General features: G+C 59.3%; 16 protein-coding genes. 9 read left to right on the top strand and 7 right to left on the bottom strand.

Translation table 11 applies throughout. From position 1 onward, the window contains the following. The first annotated feature begins 17 nt into the window (after positions 1-17). Entirely contained in the window at positions 18-629 is a 612-nt protein-coding gene (locus tag B3849_RS15865; protein WP_278425615.1) for a hypothetical protein, read from the top strand. Between the two features lie 39 nt (positions 630-668). On the opposite strand, the gene B3849_RS15870 is transcribed toward B3849_RS15865, so the two are convergent. Then, positions 669-1,922, bottom strand: coding sequence for a hypothetical protein (locus tag B3849_RS15870; RefSeq protein WP_278425616.1), 1,254 nt, complete (start codon positions 1,920-1,922; stop codon positions 669-671). A 511-nt stretch (positions 1,923-2,433) separates the two neighbouring features. Here B3849_RS15870 and B3849_RS15875 point away from each other — a divergent pair. The 4 genes from B3849_RS15875 (at position 2,434) to B3849_RS15890 (ending at position 6,203) form a co-directional block, all read left to right on the top strand. Beyond that, positions 2,434-3,087 (top strand): protein-L-isoaspartate O-methyltransferase family protein, encoded by a 654-nt coding sequence (locus tag B3849_RS15875; RefSeq protein WP_005849328.1) that lies wholly within the window; start codon positions 2,434-2,436, stop codon positions 3,085-3,087. A 57-nt stretch (positions 3,088-3,144) separates the two neighbouring features. Further along, positions 3,145-4,584 carry a TolC family outer membrane protein gene (locus tag B3849_RS15880; protein WP_278425617.1) on the top strand — a complete coding sequence of 480 codons (1,440 nt, stop codon included), beginning with the start codon at positions 3,145-3,147 and terminating at the stop codon, positions 4,582-4,584. A 74-nt stretch (positions 4,585-4,658) separates the two neighbouring features. Continuing rightward, positions 4,659-5,708, top strand: a complete 1,050-nt coding sequence (locus B3849_RS15885) for a hypothetical protein (protein WP_278425618.1) — start codon at positions 4,659-4,661, stop codon at positions 5,706-5,708. Positions 5,709-5,867: 159 nt separating this feature from the next. Then, positions 5,868-6,203, top strand: coding sequence for a DUF1992 domain-containing protein (locus B3849_RS15890; RefSeq protein ID WP_278425619.1), 336 nt, complete (start codon positions 5,868-5,870; stop codon positions 6,201-6,203). A gap of 299 nt (positions 6,204-6,502) precedes the next feature. Here B3849_RS15890 and B3849_RS15895 read toward each other — a convergent pair whose 3' ends face one another. Further along, complete coding sequence (locus B3849_RS15895) at positions 6,503-6,823, bottom strand: DUF6280 family protein (RefSeq protein ID WP_005849321.1); 321 nt, start codon at positions 6,821-6,823, stop codon at positions 6,503-6,505. A gap of 220 nt (positions 6,824-7,043) precedes the next feature. Here B3849_RS15895 and efp point away from each other — a divergent pair, with 220 nt between their 5' ends. Then, the gene (gene efp / locus B3849_RS15900) at positions 7,044-7,607 is read left to right on the top strand and encodes an elongation factor P (RefSeq protein ID WP_278425620.1); all 564 of its coding nucleotides are present in this window, start codon (positions 7,044-7,046) and stop codon (positions 7,605-7,607) included. 214 nt (positions 7,608-7,821) lie between these two features. Here efp and B3849_RS15905 read toward each other — a convergent pair whose 3' ends face one another. Continuing rightward, entirely contained in the window at positions 7,822-8,565 is a 744-nt protein-coding gene (locus B3849_RS15905) for a YgfZ/GcvT domain-containing protein (RefSeq protein ID WP_278425621.1), read from the bottom strand. 66 nt (positions 8,566-8,631) lie between these two features. On the opposite strand from B3849_RS15905, the gene B3849_RS15910 reads away from it, so the two are divergent. After that, complete coding sequence (locus tag B3849_RS15910; protein WP_278425622.1) at positions 8,632-9,306, top strand: TIGR04283 family arsenosugar biosynthesis glycosyltransferase; 675 nt, start codon at positions 8,632-8,634, stop codon at positions 9,304-9,306. A 20-nt stretch (positions 9,307-9,326) separates the two neighbouring features. Here the strand turns inward: B3849_RS15910 and B3849_RS15915 are convergent, their stop codons facing one another. After that, complete coding sequence (locus tag B3849_RS15915) at positions 9,327-11,186, bottom strand: ABC transporter ATP-binding protein (protein ID WP_278375231.1); 1,860 nt, start codon at positions 11,184-11,186, stop codon at positions 9,327-9,329. 149 nt (positions 11,187-11,335) lie between these two features. Here B3849_RS15915 and B3849_RS15920 point away from each other — a divergent pair, with 149 nt between their 5' ends. After that, on the top strand, positions 11,336-12,544 hold the full coding sequence (locus B3849_RS15920) for a pyridoxal-phosphate-dependent aminotransferase family protein (RefSeq protein WP_278425623.1): 1,209 nt from the start codon (positions 11,336-11,338) through the stop codon (positions 12,542-12,544). Here the strand turns inward: B3849_RS15920 and B3849_RS15925 are convergent. Continuing rightward, positions 12,541-12,747: a hypothetical protein gene (locus B3849_RS15925; RefSeq protein ID WP_005849309.1), complete on the bottom strand. Its 207-nt coding sequence runs from the start codon at positions 12,745-12,747 to the stop codon at positions 12,541-12,543. The two genes, B3849_RS15920 and B3849_RS15925, sit on opposite strands and share 4 nt — an antisense overlap. Positions 12,748-12,776: 29 nt before the next feature. Next, positions 12,777-13,880, bottom strand: a complete 1,104-nt coding sequence (locus B3849_RS15930; RefSeq protein WP_278425624.1) for a pyridoxal phosphate-dependent aminotransferase — start codon at positions 13,878-13,880, stop codon at positions 12,777-12,779. Between the two features lie 137 nt (positions 13,881-14,017). Between B3849_RS15930 and B3849_RS15935 the strand changes: the two genes are divergently transcribed. Beyond that, positions 14,018-14,809, top strand: coding sequence for a crotonase/enoyl-CoA hydratase family protein (locus tag B3849_RS15935; RefSeq protein WP_037944666.1), 792 nt, complete (start codon positions 14,018-14,020; stop codon positions 14,807-14,809). A 207-nt stretch (positions 14,810-15,016) separates the two neighbouring features. Here the strand turns inward: B3849_RS15935 and B3849_RS15940 are convergent. Then, positions 15,017-16,648: class I tRNA ligase family protein (locus B3849_RS15940; protein WP_286780424.1), on the bottom strand; the 1,632-nt coding region annotated here is incomplete at its 5' end.

The following is a 16,648-nucleotide window of genomic DNA, read 5'->3' on the forward strand; positions in this document are numbered from 1 at the left end:
ACCTGGAGCCTGTCTGCATGTCTGAAGAAGAAACCCCGCGCGCGGGGCTGATCAACTGGTCGGAGTGGCTAAAGGATGGCGGCAAGTTCTTCCGCATCACCGTCATCGGGGCCTTCGCTGCGTGGGGTGGTGCCTATGTGCCCGTCGTCAATGAGCTGGTGTTCTCGCCTTGGCGCTTAGGCGACAAGGTGGATGCCAATACCCAGACGTTGTCGCATCTGGTCGAAGACGTCAAAGTTCTGCAGCGGCCGGATGTGATCTTCCGGATATCGCGATCGGACGTATTGGGGCCCCGGTGCGGGGGCGGGCGCAGCTGCGCGATCGAGGTTGAGATCGAGCGAACCGAGGAGGGTAGAAACTGCCAGATCGTGCCGGGCAAAACCCGTTATTCTTTCCGCAACCCTCGCACCGATGCCAGCTTGTACGTCCGCCTCGATCGCCCGGTGCAAAGTCAGAATGTCGGGTCCAAGCCTGTCACGTTCCAGTACCAAGTGACCGCGCCATATGGTCTGGAACCCAACGCGGAGTTCTGTCTGGAGCCGCTCTACACAGGGTGCCCCGGAATGTCAGACGGTGATGCGCCCATAAGGGCAAACCGTAGCTGCACAGCCATACCAGTCGAACCTTAACTGACAGAGATTCGAGCCAGGCGCTGGTCGCTGTCGTGGTTATTTATTTCGACTGAGGATGGAGTTGGCAGCCACACCAAGCCAGATAGCAAAGTAATCGACTCCTCGGCTTTCAACGTCGAAGGTATTGATGCCGTGTATTCGGCACAAGTTTTCCAATCCGACTCGTGTGTAAGGAACAAAAAGATCATCCTTTATCATCGATTTAAGAGTTGCATCGGTGAAATTAGCTTCAACAAGCTCTTTTGATTCCATCTGTTTATCTTGCGCTCGAAACTCTGATATTTCCGGAAAGTGGCCCTGAAATGAAGACCATGCAAAAAGGCCAAACTGGAAGCTCTCTTTAACAATAAACGTGTCATATATATTCAGATCACTCAGCCGATTGTCATACTCGCTGAACCCGAGTTCCTCACGCATGCCCCTTCGAAAGCAATTGATGGCTGTCACCTGGCCTTCGCCTCGTTGCTGAAATTGAAAGTCAGTGAATGTCAAACCTTCGTTCATCGCGACATGGAGCTTGCCGATACCGGAGTTGCCGCCAGCCGCAGATTGCGACCGACGTGAAAACACGACTTTTCGCTTAAGGTCAGTGAAAAGAAACACGTTTAGACCAACTGACGTTAGGAACGGATAAAATTTGCGATTGATCAGCCCGAAATCAGTTTCGACGTCAGAAATGAATGATGGGTTCTCTTGCATATATTCGCGGACGACTTTTTGCATCACAGAATGAGTAAAGTAGTCAGTCTCGTACACCCGCAGGTCCAACCGTGAACGTTCGTCATCGCCGACTCGGTCAAAGTTGAAATTTCGTAGACCCAACTTTTTGCCGTTAAACAGCTTTCCATCACTTCTTGCGCTAAACTCGCTTGATACCGAGGCTCTAGCTATTTCAATTCGTTCTCCAATATCGTCGATACCGGTTATTTCTTGTAGCTTCAGAGTAGAGTTCGCACCAAAGATCTGATCGTCGCCAAATGTGAAGGGGGCGGTCTCATGATACTTATGGAGTCTCGCGTTTATCTCTTCGAGCCCAACTCCTGGGAGAGGCCGCAGCAAGAATGTCTCTTCTGTAGGAGATATTGACTGACCATCGACCTCAAACTTTGGGATGGCGCTATCTAGAAGGATAATTGTTTCCTTTGGGAACGTTTTGCGAAAATGAGCATATCGAGCGCGGGCGCGAACAAACTTCCACCATTCAGCCAGCCGTCTGGCGAACAGCCCGCCCAGAAAGCTAACAAGTGGAAGGAAAAACTCGCCTACTGCTTCGACTATCGTTTTAATCATGTTCGGTCGTATCCAATGACTCTTTCAGGCGAAGCCTCCACGTGGCTGCGCCGAACTGAATTTGCTTTGGTATGGGTAAGGCAAGGTCGGCCAAGTTTCTATAACGAGTAGCTTACGTAATCTGAGGTATTTAGCGTCTCTAGCGCCGTTAACTGCGAAACTGGACCCAAACAAGACAAGAACCTGCCGCACATTCTTGATATGTTTCCGGTATGTTCTTGCGGTTTGGCGCACGAAAAACCGTTAAAAACCAGTCAAAAACGCCCGGATTGCAAATCCGTGTACAGGAGTTCGATTCTCCTACTCGCCTCCACTATATTTCCCTCTCTAAATTACGTTTCTCACAGGCTGACCGCGCGCGCCATGCGTCGTGGCTATGGCATCCTCTATGTTTTAACCGTATTATCCGCCAAACACGGAAAATTGCGCCTATTGACCCGACTGGCCGTTGCCCGGCGGGCGGTGATGTGGCATCTCACGAGACAAATAACTGAACGAAAGAGTTTAGCTGATGACAGATTTCACAGCCCGCCGCACCATGATGGTTGATACTCAGGTGCGCCCTTCGGATGTTACCAAGTTCCCGATCATTGATGCGATGCTTAAGGTGGCGCGCGAGGATTTTGTGCCGGTGGCCCGCCGCGAGGCAGCTTATCTGGGCGAAAACATCAGCTTGGGGGAAGGGCGTGTGCTGCTTGAGCCGCGGACGCTGGCCAAGATGCTGGACGATCTTGGGGTCGAGAATGACGAGCTGGTGCTCGATATCGGCTGTGGCTACGGCTATTCCTCTGCCGTGATCGCACATATGGCCGAAGCGGTCGTCGCCGTCGAGGATGACGAGCAGATGGCGAAAGAAGCGCAGGAAACCCTGATCAACGCGGATATCGACAATGTGATCGTACACCACGGCCCGCTGGCCGAAGGGGCGCAGCAACATGGGCCCTATGACGTGGTGATCGTGCAAGGCGGCGTGGCTGACGTGCCCGAAGCGCTGTTGGCGCAGCTCAAGGATGGCGGGCGGATCGCTTGCCTGTTCATGGACGGCCCCCTGGGCGAGGTGCGTTTGGGCTACAAAAGCGAACGTGGCATCAGCTGGCGCAAAAGTTTCAACGCCGCCGCACCTGTCCTGGACGGGTTTACCCGCGCGAAAGAATTCCAGCTTTAAGCTATCAGAACTGCTGCAGATGACGGCAGATGCAGTGACACCGATGGAGTGTGAAATATGATGAATACGGGCAAGATGCGGTCCGTCCGCAGCATGATCGCGGCGTCCTGCGTCGGTTTGGGGCTGCTGGCACCGATGGCCACACAGGCAGAGACATTGGCCGATGCGCTGGTCGGGGCCTATAACAACTCGGGCCTGCTGGACCAGAACCGCGCCGTGTTGCGCGCCGCAGACGAAGATGTGGCGATCGCGAAATCCGCGCTCAAGCCGGTGCTACAGTGGACGGGAAACCTGACACAATCCTATAACCGGTCGGTCAGCGGGGGCACCAGCACCATCCCGGCGGGTTTCAAAAGCTCTACCGATTCACTGACGACATCGGTGAATCTTGTGGCGTCGCTGCTGGTCTATGACTTCGGGTCGTCGCGCTATGCGATCGAGGCGGCAAAAGAAACCGTGCTTGCCACGCGCGAAACGCTGGTCAGTGCCGAACAGCAGATTCTGCTGCGCGCGGTTGATGCCTATATGACCGTGATCCAGACGCAGCAGCTTGTCTCTCTGGCCGAGAATAACGTGCGGGTTCTGACGCAGGAATTGCGCGCCGCCCGTGACCGTTTCGAAGTGGGGGAGGTGACCCGCACCGACGTATCGCTTGCCGAAGCACAGCTGGCCGCCGCGCGGAGCAATCTTGCCGGTGCGCAGGGCGATTTCATCAGCGCGAAAGCTTATTACAAGGTGGCCGTGGGGCGTGAGCCCGGTCGTCTAAGCCCGCCACCAAGCCTGCCGAAACTGTCCAACAGCATCGCGACGGCCAAGGCGCTGGCGGTGCGTCAGCACCCCGATATCCTGACCGTCCAGCACCAGGTCGCGGCTGCCGATCTGCTGGTACGCAGCAACGAAACCGCGCTGAAGCCCAATGTCTCGGTGCAGGGGTCTTACGGTCTGACCGAAACGTTTGATTCCCAAGCCTCGACACGCAGCGGGTCGATCGGCTTTCAGGTCGGGCAAACGATCTATCAAGGCGGTGCCTTGTCGGCCGGTGTTCGCAAAAGCCAAGCGCAGCGCGACGCACAGCGCGGCAATCTGCATGTGGTGGTTAAAGACGTGGAGCGCGCGGTCAGCGATGCCTATGCGGGGCTTGCCTCTGCCCGGGCGCAGATCGAAGCCTCCCAGCGTCAGGTCCGCGCGGCACAGATCGCCTTTGACGGTATCCGCGAGGAAGCCAGCTTGGGCGCGCGCACCACACTTGATGTACTGGACGCTGAGCAATCCTTGCTCGACGCCCGTTCTGCCCGTGTATCAGCGCAATCGCAGCTTTATGTTGCGGCCTATTCCGTGCTCTCCGCGACGGGTCAGCTGACCGCGCAGGACCTGAAACTGCCGGTGCAAATCTATGATCCATCCGCCTATTATAATATGGTTAAGGACGGCCCGACAAAATACTCCAAAGAGGGGAAGCAGTTGGATCGTGTGCTGAAGGCGCTGCAAAAAGACTGACATTTTCACCACCCCCATTGTGAGAAGCCAACCTTCGGGTTAGACTATTCGCGAAGAACGAGTGGTGATTAAATATGTCCGAAACCGTCACAAATGCAGAGGTCGAAGACGTTCTGTCTTCGATCCGCCGTCTAGTCTCAGAAGATCGCAAACCGGCGCAGAAGCCGTCGGAAGCGCCTGCGATTGAAGAGAAACTTGTGCTGACCCCGTCTTTGCGCGTGTCCAATGACGCGCCTGTGGCCGCCCCTCGGAAAGAGGCGACGCCAGAGGCGGTTCAGCCCCGGTCGGCGTCCTATCAGGATGCGATGCAGGACATGGATACGGACGTTGAGACGGACGAGGCGGCGGATTTGTCCGCCTCGGATCGCAATCAAGTTGCCGAAGATTTTAAGTTTATTTCCGGACGCGAACCGCGTTTTCGCGCCCAGTTCGCCACGCCCGCAGGGGATGGCAAGCCGCAGGATACGACCGAGCCGCCGCGCAAGTTGGCCTTTAGCGCGCCACGTGCTGCGGCATACTCCACCGATATGCTCAATCTTGGCTCATCCGAGCTGGTCGATGACGTGCCACCGACGCCGGACCGGTTGAGCGCGAAAATCGCTGCCCTCGAAACAGCGATCAGCCGCATTCCCGAAAACTGGGAACCTGACGAGCCCGGCAAAAGCGATTACTCCGGCAGCGAAGACCCCGCGATGGCCTGGGAGGACGACGTTGAATTCGACGCCACCGGCGCGCCTGTGTCCGATGTCGCCCAAAACGATACGGAAGAGGCCCTGCTGGACGAGGATATGGGCTGGCACGATGCTGTCGAGCCCCATGCACCCCAAGAGCGTGCCGAACCCCAAGATCGTGTTGTGGACGGCCCCTTTGCCACCCGTGTGACCGCAGCAGATGCGACTGTGACCGATACCACCGACGCCCCTGCCGAAACGGCGCAGGATGATGATGCAACGCTCGGTTTCGGGCCGGATGAATATCTGGACGAAGAGATGCTGCGTGATCTGGTGTCTGAAATTGTGCGCACAGAGCTGCAGGGGGCCTTGGGTGAACGGATCACCCGCAACGTCCGCAAACTGGTGCGCCGTGAAATTCACCGCGCCCTGACGTCGCAAGATCTGGAATAAAGAGCCTTTAGCGCGAAGGCTCATCTTTGCGGATAAAGGGGCAGGGTGTCACGCAAGCCCCTTGCCAGATGTGTTGCAGCTCAGGCCAAGACGCCGCCGCCGCAACGTCCGCTTCGAGCCCGTAGTATCCGTTACCTCAACACTGTGCTATTGGTCAGCATGATCCGAAACCTTCAGAGACTCATCGAGCGCCAGATACAGAAGGCGAAGCTGCAAGGTCAGCTTGAAGGTCTTGAAGGCGAAGGCAAACCACTGCCTGATCGCTCAGCAGATGCTTTTGTGGATGCGGGAGAAGCTGCGGGGTTCCGCATTATGGCTCAAGCCGGTGTCGTGCCAGAAGAAATCGAACTCAAGAAGAAGATGGCTGCGCATCAGGGCCACCTCGCCACGCTTGCGAACGGGCCCGAACGGAAAAAAGCGATGGCTGAACTCGCTCGCCTTGAACTGCGATACAATATCGCTCGTGAAGCTCGCCAGAAGTTCATGCGCAGATAAATTCTACTCCCCATCTTTTTTGGAAAGCAGCGCGAGCACTTTTCCTGATCGCGCAGCCTCAGCGAACGCCAGCTTTGTCGCTACAACCTAGATTCAAGAACCCAGCACTCTCGCAGAAATCCGCCACTGTCGGGGCTTTACCGTTTCGGCGCAACGCATCAGGTAAGCGGCAGGGTGTCACACCTTGCCTTTTTGCGCATCAGGCGGGCGCGACGCTTTCCGGCATAACACAAACGAATTTAGCCAAAAAAAAACGCGGCCCGTGAGCCGCGTCTTTTTGTTCAAACTTTTGGCAGTCTTCAGGCAGCTTCAGCCTGTTGTGCAGCGTGGCGACGCTCGGACTCTTCGCGGGACAGGGCGACAGAGGTACGGACACCTTTGCCAACAAAGTCCATCAGGCCTTCGACAACACGCTCGTTGGGGTCGATGCCCGCGCAGCTCAATACTTCGCGGCCATCGCGGGAGCGGGCCCAACGGGCAATCTGTTCAGGACCGTTGCCGTATTTTTTGTCATCGGCAATCGCATCGTCCAATGCAGCCAGTACCACAGCTGCGAAAAGTTTGCGGGCACGGTTACCTTGTTCATTGTTAAAGGCAGTGCCATCAACGAAATCTTTCATCTCGTCGTCCTTTCTATTATTCTTGCTCTTGTCATTTAGGCGTGGGGTTCCTTATGACCGAAAGAGCTCGATTCGGATACACCTTTATTGCATAACACTCATGCATTTACTGCATGGCTTTCGCGGTTGCAGCATCGGGTGCGCTGTCTTGCGGGGGGCGACGTTGATATATATAGGTCGGTCCAATCTCTCTTCAACTTCATTGCTATGGTGCTGATACATGCCAAAGATTAACGGGAACGAAATTCGGCCAGGAAATGTGCTCGAGCATAACGGTGGTCTCTGGGCAGCGGTCAAGGTCGATCATGTCAAACCGGGCAAGGGCGGTGCCTTTGCTCAGGTCGAAATGCGCAACCTGCGCAACGGGTCAAAACTGAACGAACGCTTCCGCAGCGCCGACAAGGTTGAAAAGGTCCGGCTAGAGCAAAAAGACCAACAATTCCTGTATGAAGACGCAGGTATGCTGGTTCTGATGGACACCGAAACATACGAGCAAGTGCAGCTTTCAGCCGAGCTTCTCGGAGAGCGTCGCCCCTTCTTGCAGGACGGTATGATGGTCGTGGTCGAGTATCACGAGGAAGAGGCGCTGAACGCGTCCTTGCCACAAAAAGTAACCTGTAAAATTGTCGAAACTGAACCGGTCGTCAAAGGCCAGACAGCGGCGAATTCCTTCAAGCCAGCGCTGCTTGATAACGGCGTCAAAGTGATGGTGCCGCCCTTCGTCGGACAGGACGAAGAGATCATCGTGAACACCGAAACGATGGAATATTCCGAACGCGCGTAAGCTGTGGTGTGACGCTACGTCATAGCTTCGCTGCAGTGCAGAGCCCCGGTGGACGCCGGGGCTCTTTTGCGTTGCGGGGCAGGCGGGGAATTGGATTTGGGAGCCTCGGATCTCCCTAATCACGGGTATTTGTTGCCGATATGCAACTTTTCCGACAGGCTGCGCACGCTGTCATTTCGGGCTGCCTAATATTTGCGCAGGGCAGCCGCGGGCCTTAGCCGTCCGTCACCATGGTCACCGTGGCATCCCCCGCCTGCATCGCCGCCTTGGCGCGGTCATACCGCAGATAGGCCAGCGCATGGGTGCCGGTGCGGGTAAAGAGCGTACCAGCAGGTTTGCCATCGGCAGTGATGTCCGTGCCGGGTTCTACTGGCGCGCTGATCTCGACCTGGGCCAAACCTTTGCGCAGCTCGGTCTTGTGCTTCATGCGGGCCGTTACCTCTTGTCCGACATAGCAGCCCTTGCGAAAATCCACGCCGTTCAGCCGCTCGAACCCCATTTCGAGGATGAAGCTGTCCGAGGTAAGCTCTGCCCCGGTTTCGGGGATCATATAGGTTACCCGCAGCGCGTCCCAATCGGTGGTGTCATCGGTTTGCGGTGTGTCGCGATAGACGCGCCAGCCCATGCGGGCATCGCGGGGGTCGCTATAGGCATCGTCCGGTGCGTTCTCTAGCCCGCGGTGCAGATGCAGGCCGGTCGCGTCTATGGTGACATCAGCCCGCAGCTTGTACATGGTCAGACGTTGCACCAGCGCGTCGGCATCTGCCTCGGCCACGTCCAGCAAAACGCTGTCCCCGTCGGCGGACAGGAAGAAATCGGTGATGAATTTGCCTTGGGGCGTCAGGATCGCGGCATAGATCGGGGCCTGATCCAGCTTGCGGATATCGTTGGTCACAAGGCCTTGCAGAAACTCGCGGGTGTCGGAGCCTGACAGTCTCAGGATGCGGCGGCTGGTCATATCGCTTGTCCTTTCAATGGTTAACATGACATATAGCAGCGCAGTTCGAAGCTGAAAGGGGCAACCATGCGCGCGCCTATATCTGTTGTCATTCCCACTTTGAATGCCGAAGCGCCCCTGACCGGCTGCCTGACCGCCCTGATGGAGGGGCTGGAGGCGGGGCTGATCCGCGAGCTGATCATCAGCGACGGGGGATCAACCGACATGACCCTGACATTGGCAGACGCATGGGGCGCAGAGATCGTCACCGGTCCGGCATCGCGGGGCGGACAGTTGCGGCGCGGCTGTGCGAAAGCGCAATCCGACTGGCTGCTGGTGTTACACGCCGATACGCGGCTGGCACCGGGATGGACGGGGCCTGTCACCGCGCATCTGCGGGGGCAGAAAGCGGGCTGGTGCCAGCTTCAATTTGACCAAGGCGGCATGGCCGGCAAAGCGGTGGCCGCTTGGGCGAACCTGCGCAGTCGTTTGGGGCTTCCCTATGGGGATCAGGGGCTGCTGCTGCCACGTGCGCTGTATCAATCGGTTGGTGGGTATCCTGATCAGCCGCTGATGGAGGATGTGGCGCTGGCGCGTGCCTTGCGCGGTCATCTGCTGGGGCTGGACGTCACCGTGGTGACGTCGGCCGACAAATACGCGCGGCAGGGCTGGTTGGGTCGCGGGGCGCGTAACCTATGGACATTGATCCGCTATTTCGCGGGGGTCGCCCCGGCCAAGCTGGCCAAGGGCTATGCCAAGTGACCCGCGTGCCGGGGGGCGGCCTAGTTGCCGAACAGCCGGAGCCCGATACGTTGCAGCAGGTTCGGCTCGACAGGTTTGAGGCCGCGTTCCATCCGCCGCATCGCCGCTAGATTGCGCCCGTCGCTGACGGTTTTTCCATCCTCGAACTGAAGCCGATAGAGATCGGCATAGATGCCGCCGCGCGCCAGAAGGTCTTCGTGTTTGCCTTCGTCCATGACGCGACCACGGTCCATCACAACGATCTTATCCGCGCCGCGGATGGTAGACAGACGGTGGGCGATGACCAAGGTGGTGCGCCCCTGCGAGAGACGGTCTAGCGCTTGCTGCACGACTTTTTCTGACTGCGCGTCCAGCGCGCTGGTGGCTTCGTCCAACAGCAGGATCGGTGTGTTGCGCAGCAGGGCGCGGGCGATCACCACACGTTGGCGCTGCCCCCCCGACAGGGCAGAGCCGCGTGGGCCGACGCGGGTTTCCAGCCCGTGTTCAAGTTTGGGCAAAAAGTCAGACACATGCGCCGCATCCAGCGCCTGCTGCAGCTCTTCGTCAGATACATTCTCGCGGCCCAATACGATATTCTCGCGCAGGGTTTCATCAAACAAAAGCGCCTCTTGCGTCACGACAGAGAACAAGCCGCGCAGCGCGGGGATGTCCATCTCTGTCAGGGGGACGCCCGCGATGCTGACGCTGCCCTCTTGTGGGTCGATCAGACGGGTCAGCAGGTTGAATATCGTGGATTTCCCCGCGCCAGATGCACCGACAAGCGCCGTCGTCTCGCCTGCCGCCGCGTGCAGCGTGAGATTGTCCAGCACCTTGGCATCCCCGTAAGACAGGCTCACCCCTTCCAGCGCGATATGCGGTGGGGTGGTGGGCACAGGCGTGGGTTTGGCGGGCGAGGTGAGGTGTACCGGCTCGTCCATCAGCTCTTTCAGACGTTCCAGCGCGGCAGCGGCCGTCTGCCACAACCCGCTGATCGCCCCCAGACGACGCAGCGGGTTAAAGGTGAACCCCATCGCGGTAAAGAAGGTCATGAACTGACCGATGGTTTTTTCGCCCTCGATGATTTCGTTGCCGCCATAAAGGATCACGGCCATGAACCCGAGGCCCGAGATGATGTCGATCATCCCCGGAATGGCCGAGTTCCCGAAAGAGGCACGTACCTCGGTACGGATATAGGTTCTGGTCAGGTCTCGGTATTGCTTGGCCTGATACTTCTCAAGCGCGTTGAGCTTGATTTGCACGATGCCGTGGAAAACCTCGTCCAGCCGTGTCGACAGGGTCGCGCCCAAGTCCCTTGCCTCGCGCGACCGCGCGCGCACAAAACGCTGCGCCAATGCTGCGGGCATGACCATCAGCGGCAGACCGATGCAGGCCAGCAGCGCCCAGACCGGGTCGATAGAGATCGCGACACCGAGCAACACGATCAGCCCGATCAAGTCGCGACCGGCACCGGTGATCACCGCCTGCCAGACCGACCCGATGGCATTCACATCCGATTGCACGCGCTGGATCAGAAAACCCGGGGGGTTCTGTTGGTGAAAGGCACCGTCCTGCACCATCATCCGGTCCAGCAGATCGATCCGCATATCCGCCGCCGACTTCTGCTTGATGCGTGTCAGCAGCACCTTTTGCACCACACCCGACACGGCGCGCAGGACGAAAATGCCCACCAGCACCAAACCAACCCAGAGCAATGCGCCTTTCTCACCCGCGACGAAGACCTTATCGAACATCGGCTGCATCAGCTTTGCCAAGCCGCCCATGGTCGAGGCCTCGATCGACATGAAAATGACCGCGACAAGCAGCACCCACATATGCTTTTTCAGATAGTCGCGCCAAAGCCAGGTCAGCAGTTCGCGCGAGGTATAGGTCACATCACTCATATAAAGGCCGGTTCCTTTGGGCATATACAGTTACGGGTTTACGCAGCCCTTGGGGGCAGGGCAAGCTGCCTGCGCGCTTTGTGTGATTGACGCGGCGCTGGCTGCGGATAAGTTGCAAGAGATTTTTCCTGCTGAAGGGCCCCCGTGTCATGCCGAAACTTCCCAACCTGTCACAAGGGCGCGGCTACCTCGCGATCCCCGGTCCGTCGGTCATGCCCGAGGCTGTGTTGAACGCGATGCACCGTCCGGCCCCCAATATCTATGCCGGTGAGATCGTCGATATGATGCCGCCGTTGATGGAGGATCTGCGCCGTATCGCGGGCACGCAGCATCAGGTGGCGATGTATATTGGCAACGGCCACGCCGCTTGGGAGGCATCGCTGAGCAATGTCGTAGCCCCCGGTGACAAGGTGCTGGTGCCCGCGACAGGGCGGTTCGGCCACGGCTGGGGTGATGCCGCCACGGGGATCGGGGCAGATGTCGAGGTGATGGATTTCGGCCTGCAATCCACAATGGACATCGACCAGATCGCCGATCGTCTTGAGGCGGACACCAACCACGAGATCAAAGCCGTGCTGGCCGTGCACGTGGATACCTCGACCTCGGTGGTCAATGACATCGCCGGTCTGCGCGCGGCACTGGATGCGGCAGATCACCCCGCGCTGCTGATGGTGGACTGTATCGCGTCCTTCGCCTGTGACCGCTTCGAGATGGACAATTGGGGGGCCGATGTCATGGTCACCGCCTGCCAGAAGGGGCTGATGGTCCCGCCCGGCGTAAGCTTCGTCTTTTTCAACGACCGTGCGGCTGCGGTGCGCGATGCGATGCCACGGGTCAGCCGTTTCTGGGACTGGACCCCGCGCGCCAATCCCGAGGAGTTCTACCAGTACCACTGCGGCACAGCCCCCACGCACCATATCTACGGCCTGCGCGCGGCGCTGGATTTGATCCACGACGAGGGGCTGGAAGCCGTCTGGCTGCGTCACGAGACCTTGGCGCGCGCGGTGTGGGCGGCCTGTGACGCGTGGGGGGCAGAGGGCGATCTTTCCCTGAACATCGCCGATCCCGCTTTGCGCAGCCATGCGGTGACAGCGCTGCGGCTCAAGGCCCCCCATGCGACAGAGCTGCGCGACTGGGTCGAAGGCAACATCGGCCTGACCCTCGGCATCGGTCTGGGCATGGCTCCCAAGGGCAGCCCCGAAAGCCACGGTTTCTTCCGTCTGGGCCACATGGGGCACGTGAACGGTCAGATGATCATGGGGATGCTCGGCGGGATAGAGGCCGGGATGTCCGCACTCGGGATCAAACGCGGCTCCGGCGCGCTAGAGGCGGCGGCGAAGGTGATCGGCGGGGCCTAGCCCCGTCGCGCGGCTATGCGATCGATCATGGCATTGACGGCCCAGCCCGACAGCGCCACCGCCAGCAAGCCCCACAGCGCCCAGATCACAACGAAAACCCACAGGATATTGACGCCGAACATCACGACGCAGGCGCTGGTATAGTTAGGGGCCGATTGGCCGCGGTCGGAAGAGCGCATGATGCCACCTCGCAACTGGATCATGGCCCAGCATAGGCGGGATATGCGCTACGTCAGCCTTTTTTCGCATCCTCAAGGGCACCCGGCAACGCCGCGGCAAAGGCATCAAGGTTTTCTGGCGTGCCGCCGCTGACACGAATACAGCGGTTCTGCGGCGCCGCGAAGGGCATGCGCACAAAGACGCCGCGCGCCACCAAACCGTCCAGTACCGCCTTGGCAAAGCTGCCGTCCGCCCCGCAATCAATCGCCACGAAATTCGCGGCAGAGGGGAGGGCGATCAACCCGTTATCCGCAGCGATCTGCGCAATCCGGTCCCGCGCCTCAGCGATTCGAGCCTGCACATGGGCCAGCCAGTCGCTGTCCTGCAAGGCTGCAAGCGCCCCGGCCTGGGCCGCGCGGTTCATCCCGAAATGGTTGCGCACCTTCCCGAAGGCTGTGATCAGATCCGGTGCGCCGATGGCATAGCCAACCCGCGCCCCTGCCAGACCATGGGCCTTGGAGAAGGTCCGCATCCGGATGAGACGCGGGTCATCGGCGACAAGATCGGGGGCGGTGCCCTCGGGGGCGCAATCGATATAGGCCTCGTCCAGCACCAGCAGACAGCCCTTCGGCAATGCCTCTAGTGCGCTGGAAATGACGGGCCCTTCATGCCAGCTGCCCATGGGGTTGTCGGGGTTCGCCAGATAGACCAGCTTGGCATCTACCTCGGCAGCTTTGGCAAATAGGGCCGCAGGATCCTCGTGATCACCGGCATAGGGCACCTTATGCAGCACACCGCCAAAGCCTGCCACGTGATAATTGAATGTCGGATAGGCCCCGTCCGAGGTCACGACCGCGTCACCCTCCGTCACCATGAGCCGCACCAGATAGCCCAGCAACCCGTCGATCCCTTCGCCCACGATGATGTTGGCGGGCGAGATACCATGATGCGCCGCAAGTGCTGCGCGCAGGTCGTGGCTTTCCGGGTCGCCGTACATCCACTGCTGTGCCTGCGCCATCGCTTCTATCGCGCGGGGAGAGGGGCCAAAGACGTTCTCGTTCGCCCCCAACCGCGCATCAAAGGCGCGCCCCATGGCGCGCTCCTGCGTTTCGGGGCCGACAAAGGGCACGGTAGAGGGCAGGGCGTCGGCAAGCGGGGTGAGGCGATACTGTGTCATGGGGATCAGCTACTGCATCTGACCTGCTTCGGGCAAGTGACATCAGCATGCCCGCGTGCGGTTTTGGATGCCGTAGCGTTTCGCTTTGCAACACGCGGGCTTCATGCCCAAACTCACGAAAATTCAAGGAGGACCCAATGAGCCGCGTTTCCGTTACCTATGACAATCACATCGCCCATGTGCGCCTGACCCGCGCCGATAAAATGAACGCCGTTGATCAGGATATGATCGACGCCGTCATCGCCGCCGGGAACGAGGTCGCTGCATCGAACGCGCGTGCCGTCGTGATCTCGGGCGAGGGCCGGGCGTTCTGCGCAGGCATCGACATCGGCAATATGGGGGCGCTGGCGGGCGGTGACCCGACGGAACGGATGATGACGCGTACCCATGGCGACGGCACCACCAACCAGTGGCAAGAGGTCGCGATGGTCTGGACCCGCGTCGGCGTGCCAGTGATCGCGGCGCTGCATGGCAAGACCTACGGCGCGGGCCTGCAACTCGCGCTCGGGGCCGATATCCGCATCGCGGCCCCTGATACCGAAATGGCGGTGATGGAGATGAAATGGGGCATCGTCCCGGACATGGGCGGCATGGTCCTGCTGCCCAAACTGGTGCGCGGCGACGTGCTGCGCCTGATGACCTATACCGCGCAACCCATCGGGGCAGAGCAAGCCGAACGCTGGGGGCTCATCACCCAGATCGCCGAAGACCCGCTGGCCGCCGCGATGGCGCTTGCCACCACCATCGCGGGCAAAAGTCCAAGCGCGATCAAGGCCGCCAAACGTCTGACCGCCTTGGCAGAGACGGGAACCGAAACAGAGGTTTTGCGCGCGGAATCCCGTGAACAGGCGGCGCTGCTGGGACGCCCGCACCAAATGGAAGTCATCGCCGCCGAGTTCGGCAAACGCCCCGCGGTCTTCAAAGACTAGCGCCGCAAAAAAGTCAGCCCCGCCTGATCGCTCAGACGGGGCCTTCCAAATGGACGATCTTTGCTTCCCAGCGAGGACCGCAGGCGTATCTTGCGCCGGTATTCGTTTCCAAATGGTAAAAAAATCCTCGCCGAAGGCATCTTTTGGAGCGTCAAAAGAGACTTTTGCCTTCGGCGAGGATTTAAAGCCATTTGGAAGCGGTGCTGATTATCCCAGCTCTGCCAAACGGTTCAGAGCGGCCTGAAGCTGGTCTGCTTCTTCCTGACGCGCATCAAGGTTGCTTTGGGCTTCGGCGACGACCTCCGCCGGGGCGGAGGCGGCGAATTTGGGGTTGTTCAGACGCCCTTTCAGCCCGCCGATTTCTTTACCCAGCTTGTCGAGCGACTTTTGCAGACGCGCTTTTTCCGCATCGATATCGATCAGCCCCGCAAGCGGCAGGCCAAAGCTCGCGCCCGGTGCGGCGATGGAGACGGTGCCTTTGGGGAAGCTCTCTGTCTTCTCAAGGGTTTCGACCCGCCCCAGACGTTTGATCATCGCCTCGTTGCGGTCCCATGCGGTTTGGCCGGCAGCGTCCATGTCGGTATAGAGCATGGGCACTTTGAGCCCCGCAGGCACATGCATCTGTTGACGTGCTGAACGAATGGATTCGATCAGGCTGATCACCCAGTTGAGTTCGCGGTCGGCGTCGGCGTCCAGCATCTCGGCGGTGCTGTAGGTCGGCCAGTCGCCATGCACCAGCATCTTGGAACGGGTCGCCGTGGTCTGCCACAGTTCCTCGGTGATGTAGGGCATGATCGGGTGGAGCAGCACAAGGCATTGATCCAGCACCCATTTCAGCGTCTGGCGAGTCTCGGCGGCCTCTGGCGCGTCGTCTTGCAGCAGGGGTTTGGAGAGTTCAACGTACCAGTCGCAGACCTTGCCCCAGACAAAGGCATAAAGCGCATTGGCCGCGTCGTTGAAACGGTAGTTGTCCAGTGCGGCGTCGACCTCTTCGCGGACGCGGGCGGTTTCGCCGATGATCCATTTGTTCAGCGTGTGATCGACCTGGGTGTGGCTGGTGTAGGTCACTGCCGCGACGCTGTCCTCGAACACGCCGTTCATTTCGGCGAAACGGTGGGCGTTCCACAGTTTGGTGCCGAAGTTGCGGTAGCCCGCGATGCGTGCGGTGGACAGTTTCAGGTCGCGCCCCATGGCGGCCATTGCCGTCAGGGTAAAGCGCACCGCATCCGCGCCGTATTCATCGATCAGGTCCAGCGGGTCCAGCACGTTGCCAAGCGATTTGGACATCTTCTTGCCCTTCTCGTCGCGCACCAGCGCGTGGACATAGACTGTATCAAACGGCTTTTGATCGACCACGGCGTATTGCATCATCATCATCCGGGCGACCCAGAAAAAGATAATGTCAAAGCCGGTGATCAGCACTGAAGTGGGGAAGTATTTCGCCAGCTCATCGGTCTGTTCTGGCCAGCCGAGCGTACCGATGGGCCAGAGGCCCGAGGAGAACCACGTGTCGAGAACATCAGGGTCGCGGGTGAGCGTCTTGCCGGGGGCCATCGCCTGCGCTTCGGCTTCGGTTGCCGCGCAGTATTCCTTGCCCTCGTCGTCGAACCACACAGGGATCTGGTGGCCCCACCACAATTGGCGCGAGATGCACCAGGGTTCGATGTTTTCCAGCCAGTTGAAATACACCTTGCGGTCCTGTTCGGGCAGGATCTGCACCTCGCCGTTGCGCACCGCGTCGATGGCGGGTTGCACGATCTTCGAGGTCTCGACAAACCATTGATCGGTCAGCATCGGTTCGATCACCACTTTCGACCGGTCGCCGAAGGGCTGCATGAT

Origin of the sequence: Sulfitobacter sp. UBA4523, assembly GCF_002388305.1 — a bacterium.
Taxonomy (GTDB): Bacteria; Pseudomonadota; Alphaproteobacteria; order Rhodobacterales; family Rhodobacteraceae; genus Sulfitobacter; species Sulfitobacter pontiacus.